This is a genomic window from Aliivibrio logei, assembly GCF_001691055.1.
Classification (GTDB): Bacteria; Pseudomonadota; Gammaproteobacteria; order Enterobacterales; family Vibrionaceae; genus Aliivibrio; species Aliivibrio salmonicida.
The window spans coordinates 14,728-32,299 of the sequence record NZ_MAJU01000007.1; the positions used below are offsets into that span (position 1 = coordinate 14,728).

Here is a 17,572-nt window from a genome sequence, read left to right on the forward strand (position 1 = left end):
CATGTGGGTTGGGGTTATAAGCCTATTTCCTGAAATGTTCCGTTCGGTTACCGATTTTGGGGTAACTAGCCAAGCAATTAAAAAAGGTCTTTTATCTATAGAGACATGGAATCCTAGAGATTTCACTCAAGATAAACATCGCACTGTTGATGACCGACCTTATGGTGGTGGTCCTGGTATGTTAATGATGGTACAGCCTTTGCGCGATGCCATTACTGCAGCCAGAGAAGCCGCTCCAGGCAAAACGAAAGTGATTTACCTTTCACCTCAAGGCAGAACGCTGAATCAAGCTGGTGTTGAGGAATTGGCAACAAACGAGAACTTAGTTCTTATCTGTGGCCGATACGAAGGCGTAGATGAGCGCATAATACAATCTGAAGTTGACGAAGAATGGTCAATTGGCGATTTTGTGCTTACAGGCGGGGAACTCCCTGCTATGACGTTGATTGATTCTGTCTCTCGGTTTGTTCCGGGTGTACTTGGAGATTTTGCGTCCGCTGAAGAAGATTCTTTTGCAGACGGTTTGTTAGATTGTCCGCACTATACAAGGCCAGAGGTCTTGGATGGTAAGGAAGTGCCTAGTGTACTTAAATCTGGAAATCATAAAGATATCGCTCGTTGGCGAATGAAACAATCGTTAGGCCGTACTTGGCTAAGAAGACCAGAGCTCCTGGGAAATCTAGCTCTGACTGACGAACAGGAATTATTACTGGCTGAATTTGTTCGTGAAGAACATCAGCAAAGTAAGTAATTAAGAAATTTAGTATCAGTTTATTCTAGGATATACAAAAATGAGCAACATCATTAAAGCAATTGAAGATGCGCAACTAAAGCAAGATCTACCTAAGTTCTCTCCAGGTGATACTGTTATAGTTCAAGTTAAAGTTAAAGAAGGTGAGCGTGAGCGTCTACAGGCATTCGAAGGCGTTGTAATCGCTATTCGTAACCGTGGTCTTCACTCTGCGTTTACTGTACGTAAAATTTCTAACGGTGAAGGTGTTGAGCGTACGTTCCAAACTCACTCTCCAATCGTTAACAGCATCGAAGTTAAACGTCGCGGTGCAGTACGTCGTGCCAAGTTGTACTACCTGCGTGAGCGTTCTGGTAAATCAGCTCGTATCAAAGAGAAGCTGGCTAAAAAGTAACGCACACGAGAACGTTTATCAAATGTGCTATGAAGGTGTGCTGTTATCAGCGCACCTTTTTTTACGCCTAAATATTATTGTAAATATAAGTTTACGATAATATTTTTTTGTATTTTTTACATTACATAGGTTGATTTGTCGCTTATACCTGTTAGATTATTTCTATTCGTCTTAAAAGACTATTTAATGGACATAAAAGTTTACAGGTGTAGGAATGAAAAAGAGTGAATTAAGTAATATTAATATTATTGATGAGCAAGTGCTTATTACCCCTCAAGAATTAAAGAATAAAATCCCTTTGAGTGAAAGTGCGCGTCATTTTATTCAACAATCTCGTCAGACGATCTCAAATATCATTCATAAAAAAGATCACCGTTTACTTATTGTTTGTGGACCTTGTTCTATTCATGATATTGATGCAGCCAAAGAATACGCGAAACGTCTGAAAGCTATTTCAGAAGAGCTTAGTGACCAATTGTTTATCGTTATGCGTGTTTATTTTGAAAAGCCAAGAACGACGGTAGGCTGGAAAGGGTTAATAAACGATCCGCATCTAGATGGTTCATTTGACATCGAAGGTGGTTTGCACACTGCACGACAGCTACTAGTGGATTTATCTGAAATTGGGATCCCACTTGCGACTGAAGCCCTTGATCCAATTAGCCCGCAATATATTGGTGATACATTTAGTTGGGCTGCTATTGGTGCTAGAACCACGGAATCACAAACTCACCGCGAAATGGCGAGTGGCTTATCTGTTCCTGTTGGTTTTAAAAATGGAACTGATGGAAGCTTATCAACATCGATTAATGCAATGCAGGCAGCCGCTTCTGGTCACCGTTTTATGGGAATAAATAGCGAGGGGCAAGTTGCGTTATTAACGACGCAGGGCAACCCAAATGGGCACGTGATCTTACGTGGCGGCAAACAAACAAATTACGATTCAGTTTCTGTTGCTGAATGTGAAGATGAATTATCTAAATCCAATCTTGATGCTGCATTAATGATTGATTGTAGTCATGCCAATTCACGTAAAGATTACCGTCGCCAACCATTAGTTGCGGAGGACGCTATCCATCAAATCCGAGAAGGAAATAAATCGATTATAGGGTTAATGATTGAGAGTCACTTAAATGAAGGAAATCAACCGTCTGATATTCCATTAGCGGAGATGAAGTACGGAGTTTCAATCACTGATGCGTGTATCAATTGGGCATCAACTGAGGCACTATTACGTCATACTCATGAAGAATTAATTCCTGTATTGGAAGATCGTTTAAAAGGATAGAACGAGATGGCGGTAGAACTGAGTCATTTACGCGATAAGATTGATGCGGTTGATAAACAAATGTTAGATCTTCTTGCTCAACGTTTACAATTAGTTGAACAAGTTGGTGAAGTAAAAAGTGCATATGGTTTGCCTATTTATGATCCAAGTCGAGAGGCAGCAATGTTGGCTTCAAGACGCGAAGAAGCTGAGAGAAAAGGCGTTCCGCCATCTCTTATTGAAGACATTCTTCGTCGTACAATGCGAGAATCTTACAGCAGTGAAAATGACTCAGGTTTTAAATGTTTAAGACCAGAACTTAGACCGATTGTTATTGTTGGAGGTAAAGGCCAACTTGGTGGTTTATTCGCAAAAATGTTTAAACTATCTGGTTATGATGTGCGAATTCTTGGAAGTCAAGATTGGGATAACGCTGACGTTATTTTAGAAGGTGTGGGAATGGTTGTTGTTACTGTACCTATTAATCTAACGATTGATGTGATCGGTAAACTTTCAATGCTACCTGATGATTGTATTCTGTGTGATCTAACGTCAATAAAGCAAAAGCCGCTTGAAGCGATGATGAAAGTGCATAAGGGCCCGGTTGTTGGCTTACATCCAATGTTCGGTCCAGATGTCCCTAGCCTCGCTAAACAGGTTATTGTAATGTGTGATGGGCGTGGTAAAGATGCTTATTCTTGGCTAAAAGATCAGTTTGAAATTTGGGGGGCTATTGTTCGTGATATTTCTGCAAGTGAACACGATAAAGGCATGACTCTCATTCAAGCACTGCGTCACTTTACTTCTTTTGCTTATGGTCAGCATCTATCTAAAGAAAATCCTGATATTGAACAGTTACTTAATCTAAGCTCACCTATTTATCGTTTAGAGTTACTGATGGTTGGACGATTGTTTGCTCAAGATCCAAATTTGTACGCGGATATTATTCTTTCTTCTGAAGAGAACATTGAAATGATAAAGCGTTTCCATCAGCGTTTTGGTGATGCAATTTCATTATTAGAAAATCATAATCGTGTTGGATTTATTGAAAGCTTTGAAGAAGTTGAAACGTGGTTTGGTGATTACGCGGAGCAGTTTTTAGCTGAAAGCAAAGGCTTACTTCGACAGGCAAATGATTCGATACATCGAGAAAGAAACTAGTTTAGTAAAAAAGGTGAGTATCTACTCACCTTTTTTAGCAGAATATATTATTGGGTAAGTTGTTGATTATTCTTTTGTTCCGCTTTTACCGTATTAATCGCTTCAACTTGTTCTATTGTCGGCTTTTGAGTGAGCTTTAATTGCAGTTTAACCACATTACTAATGACATTTACTAAAGGTGTCCATTTCACGCTACGTTCTTTTTCGAACAAACTATCAAACTTCTCAGGCGTCCAATCAATGAATGATCTAGGATTCAATACTCTGCCTAGAAAACGAACTTCATAGTGTAAGTGAGGGCCGGTCGAATTTCCTGAATTACCACAAGTTGCAATCAAGTCTCCTTTTTTTACAAACTGTCCTGATCGTACTTTAAATTTTTGCAGGTGAGCGTACATGGTCATAAAGCCAAAAGAATGCTGAACTTTTAATAAATTACCATAACCTTTGTTACTTCCACGCGCGAGTTCTATTACACCATCGGCTGGGGCGTATATTTCTGTTCCTCGTTTACACGTTAGATCTAGACCTAAATGACGTTGTCGTTTTCCTGAAATAGGGTTAGTTCTTCGTCCAAAACTGGATGATTCACGTGTATAGTTAAGAGGGGTATCATTAGGAATAAGGCGAAACATTGTCGCTCTTACTGCTGAGTCTATCGCGGCAACATCTAATCGTTGCTCAAGTGTTTTTTCTGCTAATAACGAGTCATCTTCAGATAACTCTTGTAACCCAAGAACTGATTCGACATCTTCAATACGCTGGCTTATTACTAAAAGCTCATCTTCTTTAGCTTCTAGTTGCTGAGTTAACTCGTGATTATTGCTGTTATTGTCAATAATTAGCTTATTTAGGCCCTTATTTTGCTCTTGCAAGTGGGTGATAGCTAGTTTGGATAATTGTTGTTGTTGGTAGAAATAATGAAGACCAAAACAAGTAAACACAAAAGAGCTTATCCCTAATAACAAAGATAAAATCACCATGTTTTTCCGTTTAGGAGAAAGAGCGAAAAAACGCGTACCTTTGTTATGAGAGACTGAAATTCGGATTTTATCAGGCATAAAGTAATAATTGTCTTTTGGGTTAGTTTGGTTCGGTTAGCTCTGATAATTGGCGCAATAATAGTTCATCATTACCCACATTAAGTTCGATCAGGCGTTTAAGGTGGCTAATACTATCAATATCTATGTGGCTAATACAGAGTCTTAGCATATTATTTGTTTTTTGAATGATTTCACATTCTGCAATTATATGTATATCACTGTCATTAAGAGTGAAGTGTACGATTACTTGGTTATTTAGCTCAATTTCGCAGTGGTCACTCAATTGGATTAATAAGCCATGGAGGGATAAATCAATAAGAGACCCTTTCCATTGCTGAATTTCTTGTATTAACGTGATACTTGATTGGTATACAACTCGTGAAAATTTACGTCGTTCAATCATCATTTTTCCTTCTTTGGTCGTATTTTGTTTAAGTATGATATCTGTTTGTTTTTTAATTTATTAAAAAGGCCGCAAGAATGCGGCCCTGATGATAAATATCAATAAGACTATAATTACTTAGTCATGCGTTTATATTTAATGCGGTGAGGTTCAGCCGCTTGAGCACCTAACGTTTTCTTCAACCACTCGCTGTATTCAGTGTAGTTACCTTCAAAGAAGCTAACTTGGCCTTCATCACGGTAATCAAGAATATGAGTAGCAATACGGTCCAAGAACCAACGGTCATGCGAGATAACCATTGCACAGCCTGGGAACTCAAGAAGTGCTTCTTCTAATGCTCGTAATGTTTCAACATCCAAGTCATTGGTTGGCTCATCGAGTAACAGTACGTTGCCGCCGGTTTTTAGCAGTTTTGCTAAATGAACACGGTTACGCTCACCACCAGAAAGATCACCAATGATTTTTTGTTGATCATTTCCACGGAAGTTAAAGCGAGAACAGTATGCTCGTGCTGGAATTTCATAATTATTGATCTTGATGATCTCTGCACCTTCAGAGATTTCTTGGAAAACCGTTTTTGTATTGTCCATGCTGTCACGGAACTGATCAACAGAAGCAAGCTTAACTGTCTCGCCCAATACAATAGAACCTGAATCAGCTTCTTCGGCACCACTTAGCATTTTAAATAGTGTAGATTTACCTGCACCATTGGCGCCGATAATACCGACGATAGCGCCTTTAGGCATACTGAATGACAAGTTATCAATTAATACACGATCCCCGAACGATTTCGTTAGGTTAGTCACTTCAAGAACTTTATCACCTAAGCGTTCACCTGGTGGGATAAACAGTTCGTTGGTTTCATTACGTTTTTGATGGTCTGTATTTTGAAGTTCTTCAAAGCGAGCCATACGAGCTTTTGATTTAGCTTGGCGGCCTTTAGGGTTTTGACGAACCCATTCAAGCTCTTTTTCTATCGTTTTTTGACGAGCGTTTTCTTTCGATGATTCTTGTTTTAGACGTTCATCTTTTTGCTCTAGCCAAGACGTATAGTTACCTTCCCATGGGATACCTTCGCCACGGTCAAGCTCTAAGATCCAACCTGCAGCGTTATCTAAGAAATAACGGTCATGGGTAATGGCCACAACAGTACCTGAGTACTCAACAAGGAAATGCTCAAGCCAAGCAACAGATTCAGCATCAAGGTGGTTGGTTGGTTCATCAAGAAGAAGCATGTCTGGTTTTTCAAGCAATAGACGACAAATCGCAACACGACGACGTTCACCACCTGATAAAAACTCTATCTTTGCATCCCATTCAGGAAGGCGTAGTGCATTCGCTGCACGCTCTAAAGCATTTTCAAGATTATGCCCATCTTTTGCTTGAATTAGAGCTTCAAGTTCACCTTGTTCTTTTGCTAGGGCATCAAAATCAGCATCTTCTTCTGCGTAAGCTGCATACACGGCATCTAATCGAGTGAGTGCACCTGCTACATCAGATACGGCTTCTTCAACAATTTCACGAACTGTTTTTGATTCATCTAAAACAGGTTCTTGTGGTAGATAGCCAATTTTCAATCCACTTTGTGGACGAGCTTCACCATCAATGTCGGTATCAAGACCAGCCATAATGCGAAGTAGTGTTGATTTACCTGACCCATTTAGGCCAAGAACACCGATTTTTGCACCAGGGAAGAAGCTAAGAGAAATGTCTTTCAGGATTTGTCTTTTTGGAGGAACAATTTTGCTCACTCGTGACATTGTATATACGTATTCGGCCATAATCACTTATTAGAGTAGGTTAATGAAAATATTATTTTACTATTTATGATACATAGTTTAACACTCATTCTTGTCGTTACTAGGGTAATATAAGTAAACTAAAAGAAGAATTAGAGAGTTATTTACTCTGTCTTATATCAGTATGCTGATGCAAAAGGTTGGAAGTTAGGTGTTTAAAAAATCAATGAAATATAGCGGACACAAATTAGGGATGATGGCGGCGTTATGTATTGGTATGAGTGTGCATATTGCTGAAGCGTTATCAATTGATGAATCACGAGTTCAATATCAAGAAGCAAAAGATTTACTCACTGAAAAAAAATTCGATGAATATAAGAAAGTTAGAGCTTCACTGGATGATTATCCACTCGCTCCTTATTTAGACTATCGTGAGCTGAGAATGGATTTACAGGCTAAAACTCCCGATGACATTCGACTGTTTAGACACGCTCATCAAACACTCGCCATTGGTAATTCATTAGATTATCAATACTTAGTTATTCTTGGTCTTAATGAGCGTTGGGCGGATTTTGTTGATTATTTCCCACAAGAACCGAGCAGCACAAATTTACAATGCTATTACTACCAAGCAAAAAATAAGTTGGGCGATAAAAAAACAGCGTGGAAAGGCGCTGAAAAATTGTGGTTAACGGGCAGTTCGGTTACTTATGAATGTGATGATTTATTTAGTGCTTGGAGTGACGCAGGAAAACTGACGGATGAACTGATTATTGATCGTATGTTGTTAGTATATAAAGCTCGAAATAATAATTTGTTTTCTTATTTAGAAAAAATGTTGTCTTCAGAGGAAGCAAAAATACAGGCAAAGCATATTGTTGAGTTATTTAATGAACCTGATTCGTTAAATGAGTACTCTGCAAAAAATGAAGCCACTGAATTTACTAAGCAACTAACGCTTATTTCTATAGAAAGAGAAGCAAGAAAAAATCCTAAAAAAGCGATTGAAATGTTGCCTGAATTAGTGAAAAAGCAACAATTCAGTTCAGATGAACATATTGCGATAAAGAAACGAATAGTCAGTAGTATCATGTCTACAGATTCGGCTTCTTTAGCTGCTTGGCGTGATACTGAGTTAGAAACAAATCCAGAAGATTCATTTGTAGAGCGACGAATTAGGGTTGCAATAAGAGCCGCTGATTGGAATGACGTTAGTAAATGGATCGGTTATTTAACACCAAGTGCAAAAAAATCGTTACGTTGGCAGTTTTGGATTGCTCGCATAGAAAGCGAAGAGGGAAAACAATCAGCCGCTGATGCTCGCCTCAAAAAGCTACTTGGTCAGCGTAATTTTTATAGTGTTGCGGCTGCGAATATTTTAGGTGAACCGATTCAATATTCTATGGATAAAGCATCGAAGAATACTAAAGCCGTCGCCGAAAAGTATAAAAATGAATTAAATCGAATTAAAGAACTTATTGCGATTGATGAAATCTCAACAGCCAAAAGTGAGTGGGAATATTTATTAGTCCGCTCTTCTAAAAAAGAAGTAAAGGAGTTAGCAAGCTATGCTGCTCAGCACCGTTGGCATCACTTTACAGTGCTTGCAACCATTAAAGGGAAGATGTGGGGTTACTTAAGTTTACGATTCCCTATTGCCCATCAGTGGTGGTTTGGGCATTACAGTAAAGAGTTGGGTTTAGATAAAATAACGCTTATGTCTTTGTCTCGCCAAGAAAGTGCGTTATACGCAGAAGCTCAATCTCCGGTTGGGGCGCGAGGATTAATGCAAATTATGCCAGCGACGGCAAAATATACAGCAAAGAAAATTGATTATGATAAATATGAAGGTGTGAGTAGCCTTAATAATGTGGATGTGAATATACACATTGGTTCTAATTATCTAAAAGGATTGTTAGATGATTATGATGGAAATCGAATTTTTGCTTTAGCGGGATATAATGCAGGGCCTCACCGAGTTAAGCGTTGGAGAGCGGTATCTAATGAGAAATTAGATGCTTATGCCTTTATTGAAGCGATTCCTTTTAAAGAAACAAGAGGTTATGTACAAAATATTTTAATGTTTGAAACGTATTACCGTAGCTTACTTGGGGAGAAAGGCCCTTTCTTATCTGATAAAGAGCTTAATTTAGAGTATTAATTTTTTTAGATTAATTATAGAGTAGGGGACTTTAGAGTCCCCTTTCTTTTATCATTATATTGAGGATTGTATGTCTGGTTCAGCCAAATATTCAGATTGGTCGCAAGTTATGGCATTGATAGCAAATGCAGCAGAGCAAAATAAACATCAATCTTTATTAACGATGCTGATGACACCTGATGAGCGTGAAGCATTAATGGCTCGCGTTAACATATGTCATGAACTCTTGCAGGGTGATTTAAGTCAAAGGCAAATAAGCCAGCTACTTGGTGTCGGGGTTGCAACGATTACACGAGGTTCAAATGAATTAAAAAGCCATACTGATGATGAAAAAGCATGGCTAATGGAAGTTCTTGAAGTGAGTGCTAAAAGCGATCAGGGTGCAAGAAAGGAATAAGTGCGAGAATTAACGCTTGCTGATAAACAGAACTTCTAGTCAATAGATTGTTTGTTAGCAAGCCAATAGCGCCACCTTTTTGCTTTATATTATCAGTATTGAATTGTTCATCCATTACATCTCCAAGTTCCTTACCTGCATTTACCGCAGCAATTACGGCTGGGGGGAGTGGTAAACTAGAAGAACGTGATTCTCCTATCTTTTTACCATTATCTACAATTATCCATGCAAACGTGGATGACTCTTCTATACCGGCTTCAAGCCCTACATAATATCTATTATTAGGATGTTGTTGCTTAGCATTATTGATTCGATTGATTGCCCCTTGTTTGGTTTCAGTGCAGCTCATCGGTTGATCTGGAACATTACTGCTGACGGATACGCCTTCAAAAGAGAAAGTGGTATCAGGAAAAACTAAAGTAAATGCCGCTTTTACTGCATTTATTTTTGCAGGGTTCAAAGAGGCAATAATCACATTCATTTTCTGCATCCAATTATTAAGTTAAAGGGATAGTTGTCGGAGTTACATTCTCTATTGGATAGCAACCAAGAACTTTTAAATATTGTGTAATTGACGTTAGTTCTTCAATGGCTGAATTCATTGCATCTGATTTTAAATGGGCCTCTAAATCAATATAAAACATTTCTTCCCACGGATTCCCCATGATAGGACGAGACTCTAATTTCGTCATATTAATACCGTATTTTCTTAGAACAAGTAAAGATTCAACAAGTGAGCCTGCATCTTGTGAAGTAGACATAATTAATGTCGTTTTCGCTGGTATTTGTTCCGAAACATCAACCGGTTTTCTTGCCACAACAATGAATCGAGTTTGATTTTCGGTTTGATTTGAGATGTTAGTAATGAGTTGTTGTAAGCCATATAATTTACCACTGTCGGAGTTTCCGATAGCAGCAACCGTCGGTGAATTAATATCTTTGACCATAATCATGGCATCAGCAGTGCTTGAGCAAGAAATGAGTTCTACGTTATCTAAACGATTTAGAAACTCACTACATTGCTGATGTGGCTGAGGGTGTGAGTAGAGTGTTGTTATTTGCTCTAACGACGTTTCAGAAGTCGTTAGCAAGCAATGGTCTATTTTTTGAGTTAACTCACCAACGATGTATAAACTGGTATGTTGCAGTAGGTCATAGACCTCGTTAATTGAGCCTGAGCTCGTATTCTCAATTGGTAATACTCCGTAATCAGCGTGGCCTGATTCAACGGTCTTAATGACTTCCCTAAAATTTTCACAACCTAATTCAGCTAATTCAGTATTTTTCTTACTAAAATAACGACGACTAGCTAGATTTGAATAAGATCCTTTAGAACCAAGATAGGCAACTCTGGCTATCGGCTTTCGACTTAATTCTGGATTGGCTAAATTTTGGAAGTATTCTTGTTGCAGTAAAACGGAATCTTCAATTATGGTATGAAAAATTTGAGTTATATAATGCGCATCTAAATCGAATGCTTTGCCATTTTTAATTAATTTTACCAATAATTGCTGTTCGCGTTTTGAATCACGCACAGGCTTTGAAGTTTGAACTTTGCTTTTTGCTACTTTTAGACTGAGTTTACGACGTTCAGAAAATAGCTTTAATAATTCATTATCAAGATCATTAAGGCGTAAACGTATATCGTCAAGGGAATAGTGAGTGTCAGTCATGGATAAGCAAACCTAGTAAATTAAGAGTTAATTCACAATAAAGGAAGAGGTAAGTTTGCGTCAAGAAAAAACAGCGCTCAAATGAGCGCTGTTTCAGAAAACGTGGAGTTGACTATTGTTCGTATTCGTCTTCTAGTTCAACTTCTGGCTCTTCTACTACAGGAGCTTGAGCATGAGTCGCTCGACGAGCTTCGCCTTTGTGTTGTAGCTTATCTAGTTGGCGTTCTAGTTTTTGGTACATCTCTCTAATTGTACCAAATAGGTCTTCTTGCTCAGCTGAGGCTGCAACTTTACCACCTGCAATTGTTACGTATGCTTCTACCTTGTGCTTACCATTTGAGCGTTTTGTTACGCTAGCATGACGTCCAATAATATCGAGATGTCTTTTTTCTTCTAATTTTTTAAATTTCCCTTCAATACGTTCACGGATGCCAGGAGTGATGTCGATGTTGTTGCCTGTAATTTCTACTTTCATATGATTTTCCTCTCGTTGCCCCGTTTGGCATGTATCCAGATTACGGATCCTCAGTAAAATTAAAGTGATCTAGATCACCTTTTTGAAGTGTTTTGTCTGGAAGGTAAATGAATGTGATCTCAGGCAAGGCCTTAGGATTTTTTTTGAAAAAAAACTTGATGAATTGAGCAAAGTAGGTAGATTGGAAAGGTTGGTTACTAGAAATATTTGTTTTTAGGGGACGAATTCAACTGATTGTTTTCTTTGGTTAATTTTTAATCTAGCCTTCTTTGTTAGCGAGAACAGACAGAACACTATTCTTTTGATATAAAAAAGCAGCGCTTTGTTTGAGCGCTGCTTTTTTGTTTTTATCGTATTGCTTATTGTGGGTTTAATGCGATTAATTCTTCAGTACGTTGGATTGCATCATCCAGCTTTAGCTCTTTATATGCAGAAAGCATAATCGTTAATGATTTTCTTGCCGCTTCAGTGTCTGGGTAGGTTCTTTGTAATTCTTGACTACGATTAATTGCTGAAATCCATGCTTCTCTACGTAAATAAAAGTCTGCCGTAGCTAATTCGTAATCGGCTAAACGATTTTTTAACGCAAACATACGAGTTTGAGCATCTTCTGCGTATAAACTATCAGGGTAACGCTCAAGTAAGCGTTTAAAATCTTTAAAGGCTGAACGTGCTGGTTCTGGATCTCGATCTGAACGATTAACTCTAAATAGATCGTGCATAAAGCTTCTATCCTGAGCCATGTGAGTTAATCCTCTCATGTATAGCACCCAGTCCGCTTTGGGGTTTGTTGGGTTTAATCGATTAAATCGTTCAATGGTGGCTAAACCTAGAGCTAAGTCATCATTTTTGTAATATACGTAAATAAGATCAAGCTGAACCTGCTCTGAGTAGGCACCAAAAGGGTAGCGAGAATCCAATGCTTCAAGGCGTTCAACCGCACTTGTCCAATTACCGGCCTGTAACGATATTTGAGCCTGAGAATATAATTCTGATGGTGGGATATCAGGGATAACATCATCACTGCTTGAGCAACCAACCAGCAAAGATACGGCTAATAATGACGAAAGTGTTAAGCGTTTCATGCTTGAAAATGATCCTTGAATAAAAAAACTTAAGTTATCCATTACGAAAAGTGCCGTTAACAGATACAATGGTAGATAGTTTATTTCACTTATAGTGTTGATGATACCAAATATGATGTATTTGTTTGGTATTAGTACCACTAATTTAAAAAAAAGTTCGGTATGGCACAACAAATAGAATTAACAAGTACAGTAAAAGACAGTCAATTGGGTCAACGCTTGGATCAGGCGGCGGCTGAATTATTTTCTGATTTCTCTCGTTCACGTATCAAAGAATGGGTACTTGCGGGTAGCATTTCTGTTAACGGCGAAGTGATCACGAAAGCTCGTGTAAAAATGATGGGCGGTGAAGAAATCGTAGTAAAAGCGGAATTAGAAGATGAAGAGCGTTGGTTAGCTCAAGATATCCCGCTTGAAATCGTATATGAAGATGATGACATATTAGTAATTAATAAGCCTCGTGATCTTGTTGTACATCCAGGTGCTGGTACGCCTGATGGCACAATACTGAATGCATTGTTGTTTCATTACCCAAGCATTGCAGAAGTACCTCGCGCAGGTATCGTGCACCGTCTAGATAAAGATACTACAGGTTTAATGGTAGTAGCTAAAACAGTACCCGCTCAAACACGTTTAGTGCGTGCGCTTCAAAAGCGTAAGATTACTCGTGAGTATGAAGCGATAGTATTAGGTCGTATGACGGCTGGCGGAATGATTGAAAAGCCAATCGGACGTCACCCACAAAAACGTACGCTAATGGCGGTACATGAATTAGGTAAAGATGCAGTAACGCATTACCGTGTTGCAGAGCATTTCCGTATTCATACTCGTCTACGCCTACGTCTTGAAACCGGTCGTACTCACCAAATTCGTGTGCATATGTCTTTCCTTCAGCATCCATTAGTTGGTGATACCGCTTATGGTGGCCGTGCTCGTATCCCTAAAGGTGCGTCACAAGAATTGATTGATATGATCCGTGGCTTTAACCGTCAAGCTCTGCATGCGGCGATGTTACGTTTTGATCACCCAATTACAGGTGAAGTCATGGAATTCCATGCGCCAATTCCTGACGATATTATTGCTCTAGCTCAAGCATTACGCGACGATGAGCGTTTATTGCATGAAGAAGAGTATTAATGTCAATACTATCACCAAAGTGGTCAGCCCCTAAAAATATTAACGTAGTTAGTACTACTCGTGTTGGTGGTGTATCTAAAGCACCATTTACGAGTTTTAATTTAGGTGATCATGTTGGTGATAACAGTAATGATGTTGTGCTAAATCGTGAAAAACTGATTACGTTGGCGCAGTTACCCACTGCGCCAACGTGGTTAAGCCAGATACATTCAACAATGGTTATTACCCTTCCTATTTCTTCTGAAGAGATAAATCCTCCCTTGGTTGATGCCTCATATACGAATCAACCAAATCAAGTATGTTGTGTAATGACAGCTGATTGCTTGCCTGTTGTTATTTGTAATAGAGAAGGCACCGAAGTTGCTGCAGCTCATGCTGGATGGCGTGGTCTTCTTGATGGTATTTTAGAAAATACAGTGAAGCATTTTTCTTCCAATGATCTTATTGCGTGGTGCGGACCAGCGATTGGACCTACTGCATTTGAAGTTGGTGATGAAGTTAAACAACTGTTCTGTGAGAAAGATCCTCAAGCTATAAACGCTTTTACTCCAAGCCATAACTCAAATAAATGGTTCGCGAATTTAAATTTACTGGCAACTCAGCGTTTACAGAGTGTTGGTGTTCAAGATATTTACTATTCAAACCTTTGTACCTATTCAAATACAGATCAATTTTTCTCTTATAGAAAAGAAGGCTCGACAGGTCGTCAAGCTACCTTAATTTGGTTCGAATAATCCCTTTTATTTCCACTCCCATCAGTTGATTTCTAAAACAATAAACCCCATTTAATAAGTAATAGTTACTTGCTTTTCTCTTTAGGAGAGGGTTATGCGTTTAGACCGATTTACCAGTAAATTCCAAATCGCCATTTCAGATGCTCAATCATTAGCATTAGGTCAAGATCATCAATATATTGAGCCGACTCATTTAATGGTGGCTTTACTAAATCAAAACGGTAGCACGATAAGACCATTATTGACGTTACTTAATGTTGATGTTACCCAATTACGCTCAAAATTAACGGAAATTTTAGATAAAGCCCCAAAAGTAATTGGTATCGGTGGTGATGTTCAACTTTCATCAAATATGGGGGTTATTTTTAATTTGTGTGACAAAATTGCACAAAAAAGAAAAGACACTTATATCTCTTCTGAAATATTCATGCTTGCCGCGATTGAAGACAAAGGCCCATTAGGTCATTTATTAAAAGAGTCAGGTCTTACCGAAGCTAAAATTTCAAAATCTATTGATGAGATCCGTGGTGGTGAGAAAGTAAATGATCCTAATGCTGAAGAAAAACGTCAAGCATTAGAGAAGTTTACTATCGATTTAACTGAGCAAGCTGAGCAAGGTAAATTAGATCCTGTTATTGGGCGAGATGATGAAATTCGACGAACAATTCAAGTGCTACAACGAAGAACTAAGAATAACCCTGTAATTATAGGTCAACCCGGTGTAGGTAAAACGGCGATTGTTGAAGGATTAGCTCAACGAATTATTAATGGCGAAGTACCCGAAGGGTTAAAGCATAAAAGAGTTCTTTCGTTAGATATTGGGTCTTTAATTGCAGGAGCTAAATTTCGAGGTGAATTCGAAGAGCGTTTAAAAGCCGTATTAAATGAATTAGCAAAAGAAGAAGGTAATATTATTCTTTTTATAGATGAAGTTCATACGATGGTTGGTGCTGGTAAAGGTGAAGGGTCGATGGATGCCGGGAATATGCTAAAGCCGGCGTTAGCTCGAGGAGACTTACATTGTGTTGGAGCGACAACGTTAGATGAATATCGCCAATATATAGAAAAAGATCCAGCGTTAGAACGACGCTTTCAAAAAGTTATTGTTGATGAGCCAACGGTAGAAGATACGATCGCTATATTACGTGGCTTGAAAGAACGCTATGAGATTCATCATCATGTCGAAATTACCGATCCAGCAATAGTTGCTGCTGCGACATTATCACATCGATACATTTCAGATAGACAGTTACCAGATAAAGCGATTGATTTAATCGATGAAGCGGCATCTAGTATTCGTATGGAAATCGATTCTAAACCAGAATCATTAGATAAACTTGAACGTAAGATCATTCAATTAAAAATAGAACAACAAGCTTTAGTTAAAGAAAGTGATGATGCGAGTTTAAAGCGTTTAGACTCTTTAAATTTAGAATTAAGAGAAAAAGAAAGAGATTACTCTGAATTAGAAGAAATTTGGAAAGCTGAAAAAGCAGCACTTTCTGGAACTCAACATATAAAAACAGAGTTGGACATCGCAAGAAGTAATATGGATATCGCTCGTAGAGCCGGTGATTTGAATCGTATGTCTGAATTACAATATGGCCGAATTCCTGAATTAGAAAAACAATTGGATTTAGCTGCCCAAGCTGAAATGCAAGAAATGAGTTTGCTTAAGAATAAGGTAACAGATGCTGAAATAGCTGAAGTTCTTTCCCGTCAAACTGGAATACCAGTTAATAAAATGTTGGAAGGAGAAAGAGATAAGCTATTAAAGATGGAAGCTATGTTGCACCATCGAGTTATCGGTCAAGATGAAGCGGTTGAAGCGGTATCAAATGCGATTCGTCGTAGTCGAGCTGGTTTATCGGATCCTAATCGTCCTATTGGATCTTTTTTATTCTTGGGTCCTACGGGGGTGGGAAAAACCGAATTATGTAAATCATTAGCAAATTTTATGTTTGATAGTGAAGACGCAATGGTCCGAATTGATATGTCGGAGTTTATGGAGAAGCATTCTGTTGCTCGATTAGTTGGCGCACCTCCTGGCTATGTAGGTTATGAAGAGGGGGGGTATTTAACTGAAGCCGTAAGGCGTAAGCCATATTCAGTTTTACTTTTAGATGAAGTTGAAAAGGCTCATCCAGATGTATTTAATATATTATTACAAGTATTAGATGATGGGCGTTTAACTGATGGTCAAGGACGTACTGTCGATTTTAAAAATACAGTAATAATTATGACATCAAATTTAGGTTCAGAAAAAATACAACAGCATTTTGGTGAACTCGATTATGGCGGTATAAAAGAACTTGTCATGGATGTAGTTGGTCAACATTTTAGACCTGAATTTTTAAATAGAGTTGATGAAGCGGTTGTTTTCCATCCATTGGGACAGGAGAACATTAAAAGTATTGCCAAAATACAATTGCAACGTTTAGAAAAACGACTGAATGAAAAAGATTATCAGTTAAAAGTGAGTAATGAAGCGTTAGCGTTAATATCTGAAGCTGGTTTTGATCCTGTATATGGTGCAAGACCATTAAAAAGAGCGATTCAAACTTATATTGAAAACCCGCTAGCACAAGATATTTTAAGCGGTAAGTTAAGGACAGGGGAAGAAATAAAACTAAAAGTAAGAAATGGTCAGCTGATTGCTACTCAAAATGATGATTTTTGATAGTAAAATAATCACTTCGATGTAAAGTTGAGCACTTAACCTTTTTTGTTATAAAAAGAGTTGCATGATAGCAAAGACTCTCTATAATTCGCCCTCACTGACACGGAGTACAAGACATTTCTTATTCATACGTACAGTGAGGTTATTTTGGATTTTTTGTTTAAATAAGTACTTGACACTTAAACTTAAATGGCTATTATAACCCTCCTCTTAACGATAAAGCCTCAAGGCTTTAAAAGTATAAGAGATGCTCTTTAATAATTTAACCAAATCAATCTGTGTGGGCACTTGTGAGTTGATAATCACTAGTTTGCTTTTACTTTTCGAAGTGAATGCAAACAAAAATAATCAATGAACTGAGTGACTACACAAAATTACTTTTATGTAAGAAATCAGTATAAATCATTGAGCCGGTTTTGTTTCTGCCCTCTTTTAATTAAGAAGACAGAGCAACCAAAAAACTTTAATTGAA

16 protein-coding genes are annotated in these 17,572 nt (G+C 38.2%); 9 read left to right on the forward strand and 7 right to left on the reverse strand.

Going from position 1 to position 17,572, the window contains the following annotated elements; translation table 11 throughout:
• Position 1: 1 nt before the first annotated feature.
• From trmD to tyrA, 4 genes are all read left to right on the forward strand, one after another.
• Positions 2-751, forward strand: coding sequence for a tRNA (guanosine(37)-N1)-methyltransferase TrmD (gene trmD, locus A6E04_RS04090; RefSeq protein ID WP_012549458.1), 750 nt, complete (start codon positions 2-4; stop codon positions 749-751).
• Between the two features lie 40 nt (positions 752-791).
• Complete coding sequence (rplS, locus tag A6E04_RS04095) at positions 792-1,145, forward strand: 50S ribosomal protein L19 (protein WP_012549459.1); 354 nt, start codon at positions 792-794, stop codon at positions 1,143-1,145.
• A 214-nt stretch (positions 1,146-1,359) separates the two neighbouring features.
• Positions 1,360-2,433 carry a 3-deoxy-7-phosphoheptulonate synthase gene (locus tag A6E04_RS04100; protein WP_065610070.1) on the forward strand — a complete coding sequence of 358 codons (1,074 nt, stop codon included), beginning with the start codon at positions 1,360-1,362 and terminating at the stop codon, positions 2,431-2,433.
• A gap of 6 nt (positions 2,434-2,439) precedes the next feature.
• Positions 2,440-3,573, forward strand: coding sequence for a bifunctional chorismate mutase/prephenate dehydrogenase (tyrA, locus tag A6E04_RS04105; RefSeq protein ID WP_017020672.1), 1,134 nt, complete (start codon positions 2,440-2,442; stop codon positions 3,571-3,573).
• Between the two features lie 47 nt (positions 3,574-3,620).
• Here the strand turns inward: tyrA and A6E04_RS04110 are convergent, their stop codons facing one another.
• From A6E04_RS04110 to ettA, 3 genes are all read right to left on the reverse strand, one after another.
• Entirely contained in the window at positions 3,621-4,634 is a 1,014-nt protein-coding gene (locus A6E04_RS04110) for a M23 family metallopeptidase (protein ID WP_017020671.1), read from the reverse strand.
• Positions 4,635-4,656: 22 nt separating this feature from the next.
• Complete coding sequence (locus A6E04_RS04115; RefSeq protein WP_026025302.1) at positions 4,657-5,019, reverse strand: PilZ domain-containing protein; 363 nt, start codon at positions 5,017-5,019, stop codon at positions 4,657-4,659.
• Positions 5,020-5,132: 113 nt separating this feature from the next.
• Entirely contained in the window at positions 5,133-6,800 is a 1,668-nt protein-coding gene (gene ettA, locus A6E04_RS04120; RefSeq protein ID WP_017020669.1) for an energy-dependent translational throttle protein EttA, read from the reverse strand.
• 184 nt (positions 6,801-6,984) lie between these two features.
• On the opposite strand from ettA, the gene sltY reads away from it, so the two are divergent.
• The gene (gene sltY, locus A6E04_RS04125; RefSeq protein WP_065610072.1) at positions 6,985-8,919 is read left to right on the forward strand and encodes a murein transglycosylase; all 1,935 of its coding nucleotides are present in this window, start codon (positions 6,985-6,987) and stop codon (positions 8,917-8,919) included.
• Between the two features lie 70 nt (positions 8,920-8,989).
• Positions 8,990-9,316 carry a trp operon repressor gene (gene trpR, locus A6E04_RS04130; RefSeq protein ID WP_012549465.1) on the forward strand — a complete coding sequence of 109 codons (327 nt, stop codon included), beginning with the start codon at positions 8,990-8,992 and terminating at the stop codon, positions 9,314-9,316.
• Here trpR and yjjX read toward each other — a convergent pair.
• The 4 genes from yjjX to bamD all read right to left on the reverse strand — a co-directional run bounded on the left by yjjX (position 9,285) and on the right by bamD (position 12,549).
• A complete protein-coding gene (yjjX, locus tag A6E04_RS04135) occupies positions 9,285-9,797 on the reverse strand; it encodes an inosine/xanthosine triphosphatase (RefSeq protein WP_139078746.1) in 513 nt (170 codons plus the stop codon). The genes trpR and yjjX overlap by 32 nt on opposite strands.
• A 16-nt stretch (positions 9,798-9,813) precedes the next feature.
• On the reverse strand, positions 9,814-10,989 hold the full coding sequence (gene pheA, locus A6E04_RS04140; RefSeq protein ID WP_017020666.1) for a prephenate dehydratase: 1,176 nt from the start codon (positions 10,987-10,989) through the stop codon (positions 9,814-9,816).
• Between the two features lie 112 nt (positions 10,990-11,101).
• Entirely contained in the window at positions 11,102-11,464 is a 363-nt protein-coding gene (hpf, locus tag A6E04_RS04145) for a ribosome hibernation-promoting factor, HPF/YfiA family (RefSeq protein WP_017020665.1), read from the reverse strand.
• A gap of 359 nt (positions 11,465-11,823) precedes the next feature.
• Entirely contained in the window at positions 11,824-12,549 is a 726-nt protein-coding gene (bamD, locus tag A6E04_RS04150) for an outer membrane protein assembly factor BamD (RefSeq protein ID WP_026025300.1), read from the reverse strand.
• Between the two features lie 162 nt (positions 12,550-12,711).
• Between bamD and rluD the strand changes: the two genes are divergently transcribed.
• From rluD to clpB, 3 genes are all read left to right on the forward strand, one after another.
• Positions 12,712-13,686, forward strand: a complete 975-nt coding sequence (gene rluD, locus A6E04_RS04155; protein ID WP_012549470.1) for a 23S rRNA pseudouridine(1911/1915/1917) synthase RluD — start codon at positions 12,712-12,714, stop codon at positions 13,684-13,686.
• The gene (pgeF, locus tag A6E04_RS04160) at positions 13,686-14,420 is read left to right on the forward strand and encodes a peptidoglycan editing factor PgeF (protein WP_017020664.1); all 735 of its coding nucleotides are present in this window, start codon (positions 13,686-13,688) and stop codon (positions 14,418-14,420) included. The genes rluD and pgeF overlap by 1 nt, the downstream gene beginning before the upstream one ends.
• A gap of 94 nt (positions 14,421-14,514) precedes the next feature.
• Positions 14,515-17,100 carry an ATP-dependent chaperone ClpB gene (gene clpB / locus A6E04_RS04165; RefSeq protein ID WP_017020663.1) on the forward strand — a complete coding sequence of 862 codons (2,586 nt, stop codon included), beginning with the start codon at positions 14,515-14,517 and terminating at the stop codon, positions 17,098-17,100.
• Positions 17,101-17,572 lie beyond the last annotated feature (472 nt).

Coding starts and splice junctions, on each gene's coding strand:
- trmD (WP_012549458.1), top strand. CDS start 2: ATGTGGGTTGGGGTTATAAGCCTATTTCCTGAAATGTTCCGTTCGGTT.
- rplS (WP_012549459.1), top strand. CDS start 792: ATGAGCAACATCATTAAAGCAATTGAAGATGCGCAACTAAAGCAAGAT.
- A6E04_RS04100 (WP_065610070.1), top strand. CDS start 1,360: ATGAAAAAGAGTGAATTAAGTAATATTAATATTATTGATGAGCAAGTG.
- tyrA (WP_017020672.1), top strand. CDS start 2,440: ATGGCGGTAGAACTGAGTCATTTACGCGATAAGATTGATGCGGTTGAT.
- A6E04_RS04110 (WP_017020671.1), bottom strand. CDS start 4,634: ATGCCTGATAAAATCCGAATTTCAGTCTCTCATAACAAAGGTACGCGT.
- A6E04_RS04115 (WP_026025302.1), bottom strand. CDS start 5,019: ATGATTGAACGACGTAAATTTTCACGAGTTGTATACCAATCAAGTATC.
- ettA (WP_017020669.1), bottom strand. CDS start 6,800: ATGGCCGAATACGTATATACAATGTCACGAGTGAGCAAAATTGTTCCT.
- sltY (WP_065610072.1), top strand. CDS start 6,985: ATGAAATATAGCGGACACAAATTAGGGATGATGGCGGCGTTATGTATT.
- trpR (WP_012549465.1), top strand. CDS start 8,990: ATGTCTGGTTCAGCCAAATATTCAGATTGGTCGCAAGTTATGGCATTG.
- yjjX (WP_139078746.1), bottom strand. CDS start 9,797: ATGAATGTGATTATTGCCTCTTTGAACCCTGCAAAAATAAATGCAGTA.
- pheA (WP_017020666.1), bottom strand. CDS start 10,989: ATGACTGACACTCACTATTCCCTTGACGATATACGTTTACGCCTTAAT.
- hpf (WP_017020665.1), bottom strand. CDS start 11,464: ATGAAAGTAGAAATTACAGGCAACAACATCGACATCACTCCTGGCATC.
- bamD (WP_026025300.1), bottom strand. CDS start 12,549: ATGAAACGCTTAACACTTTCGTCATTATTAGCCGTATCTTTGCTGGTT.
- rluD (WP_012549470.1), top strand. CDS start 12,712: ATGGCACAACAAATAGAATTAACAAGTACAGTAAAAGACAGTCAATTG.
- pgeF (WP_017020664.1), top strand. CDS start 13,686: ATGTCAATACTATCACCAAAGTGGTCAGCCCCTAAAAATATTAACGTA.
- clpB (WP_017020663.1), top strand. CDS start 14,515: ATGCGTTTAGACCGATTTACCAGTAAATTCCAAATCGCCATTTCAGAT.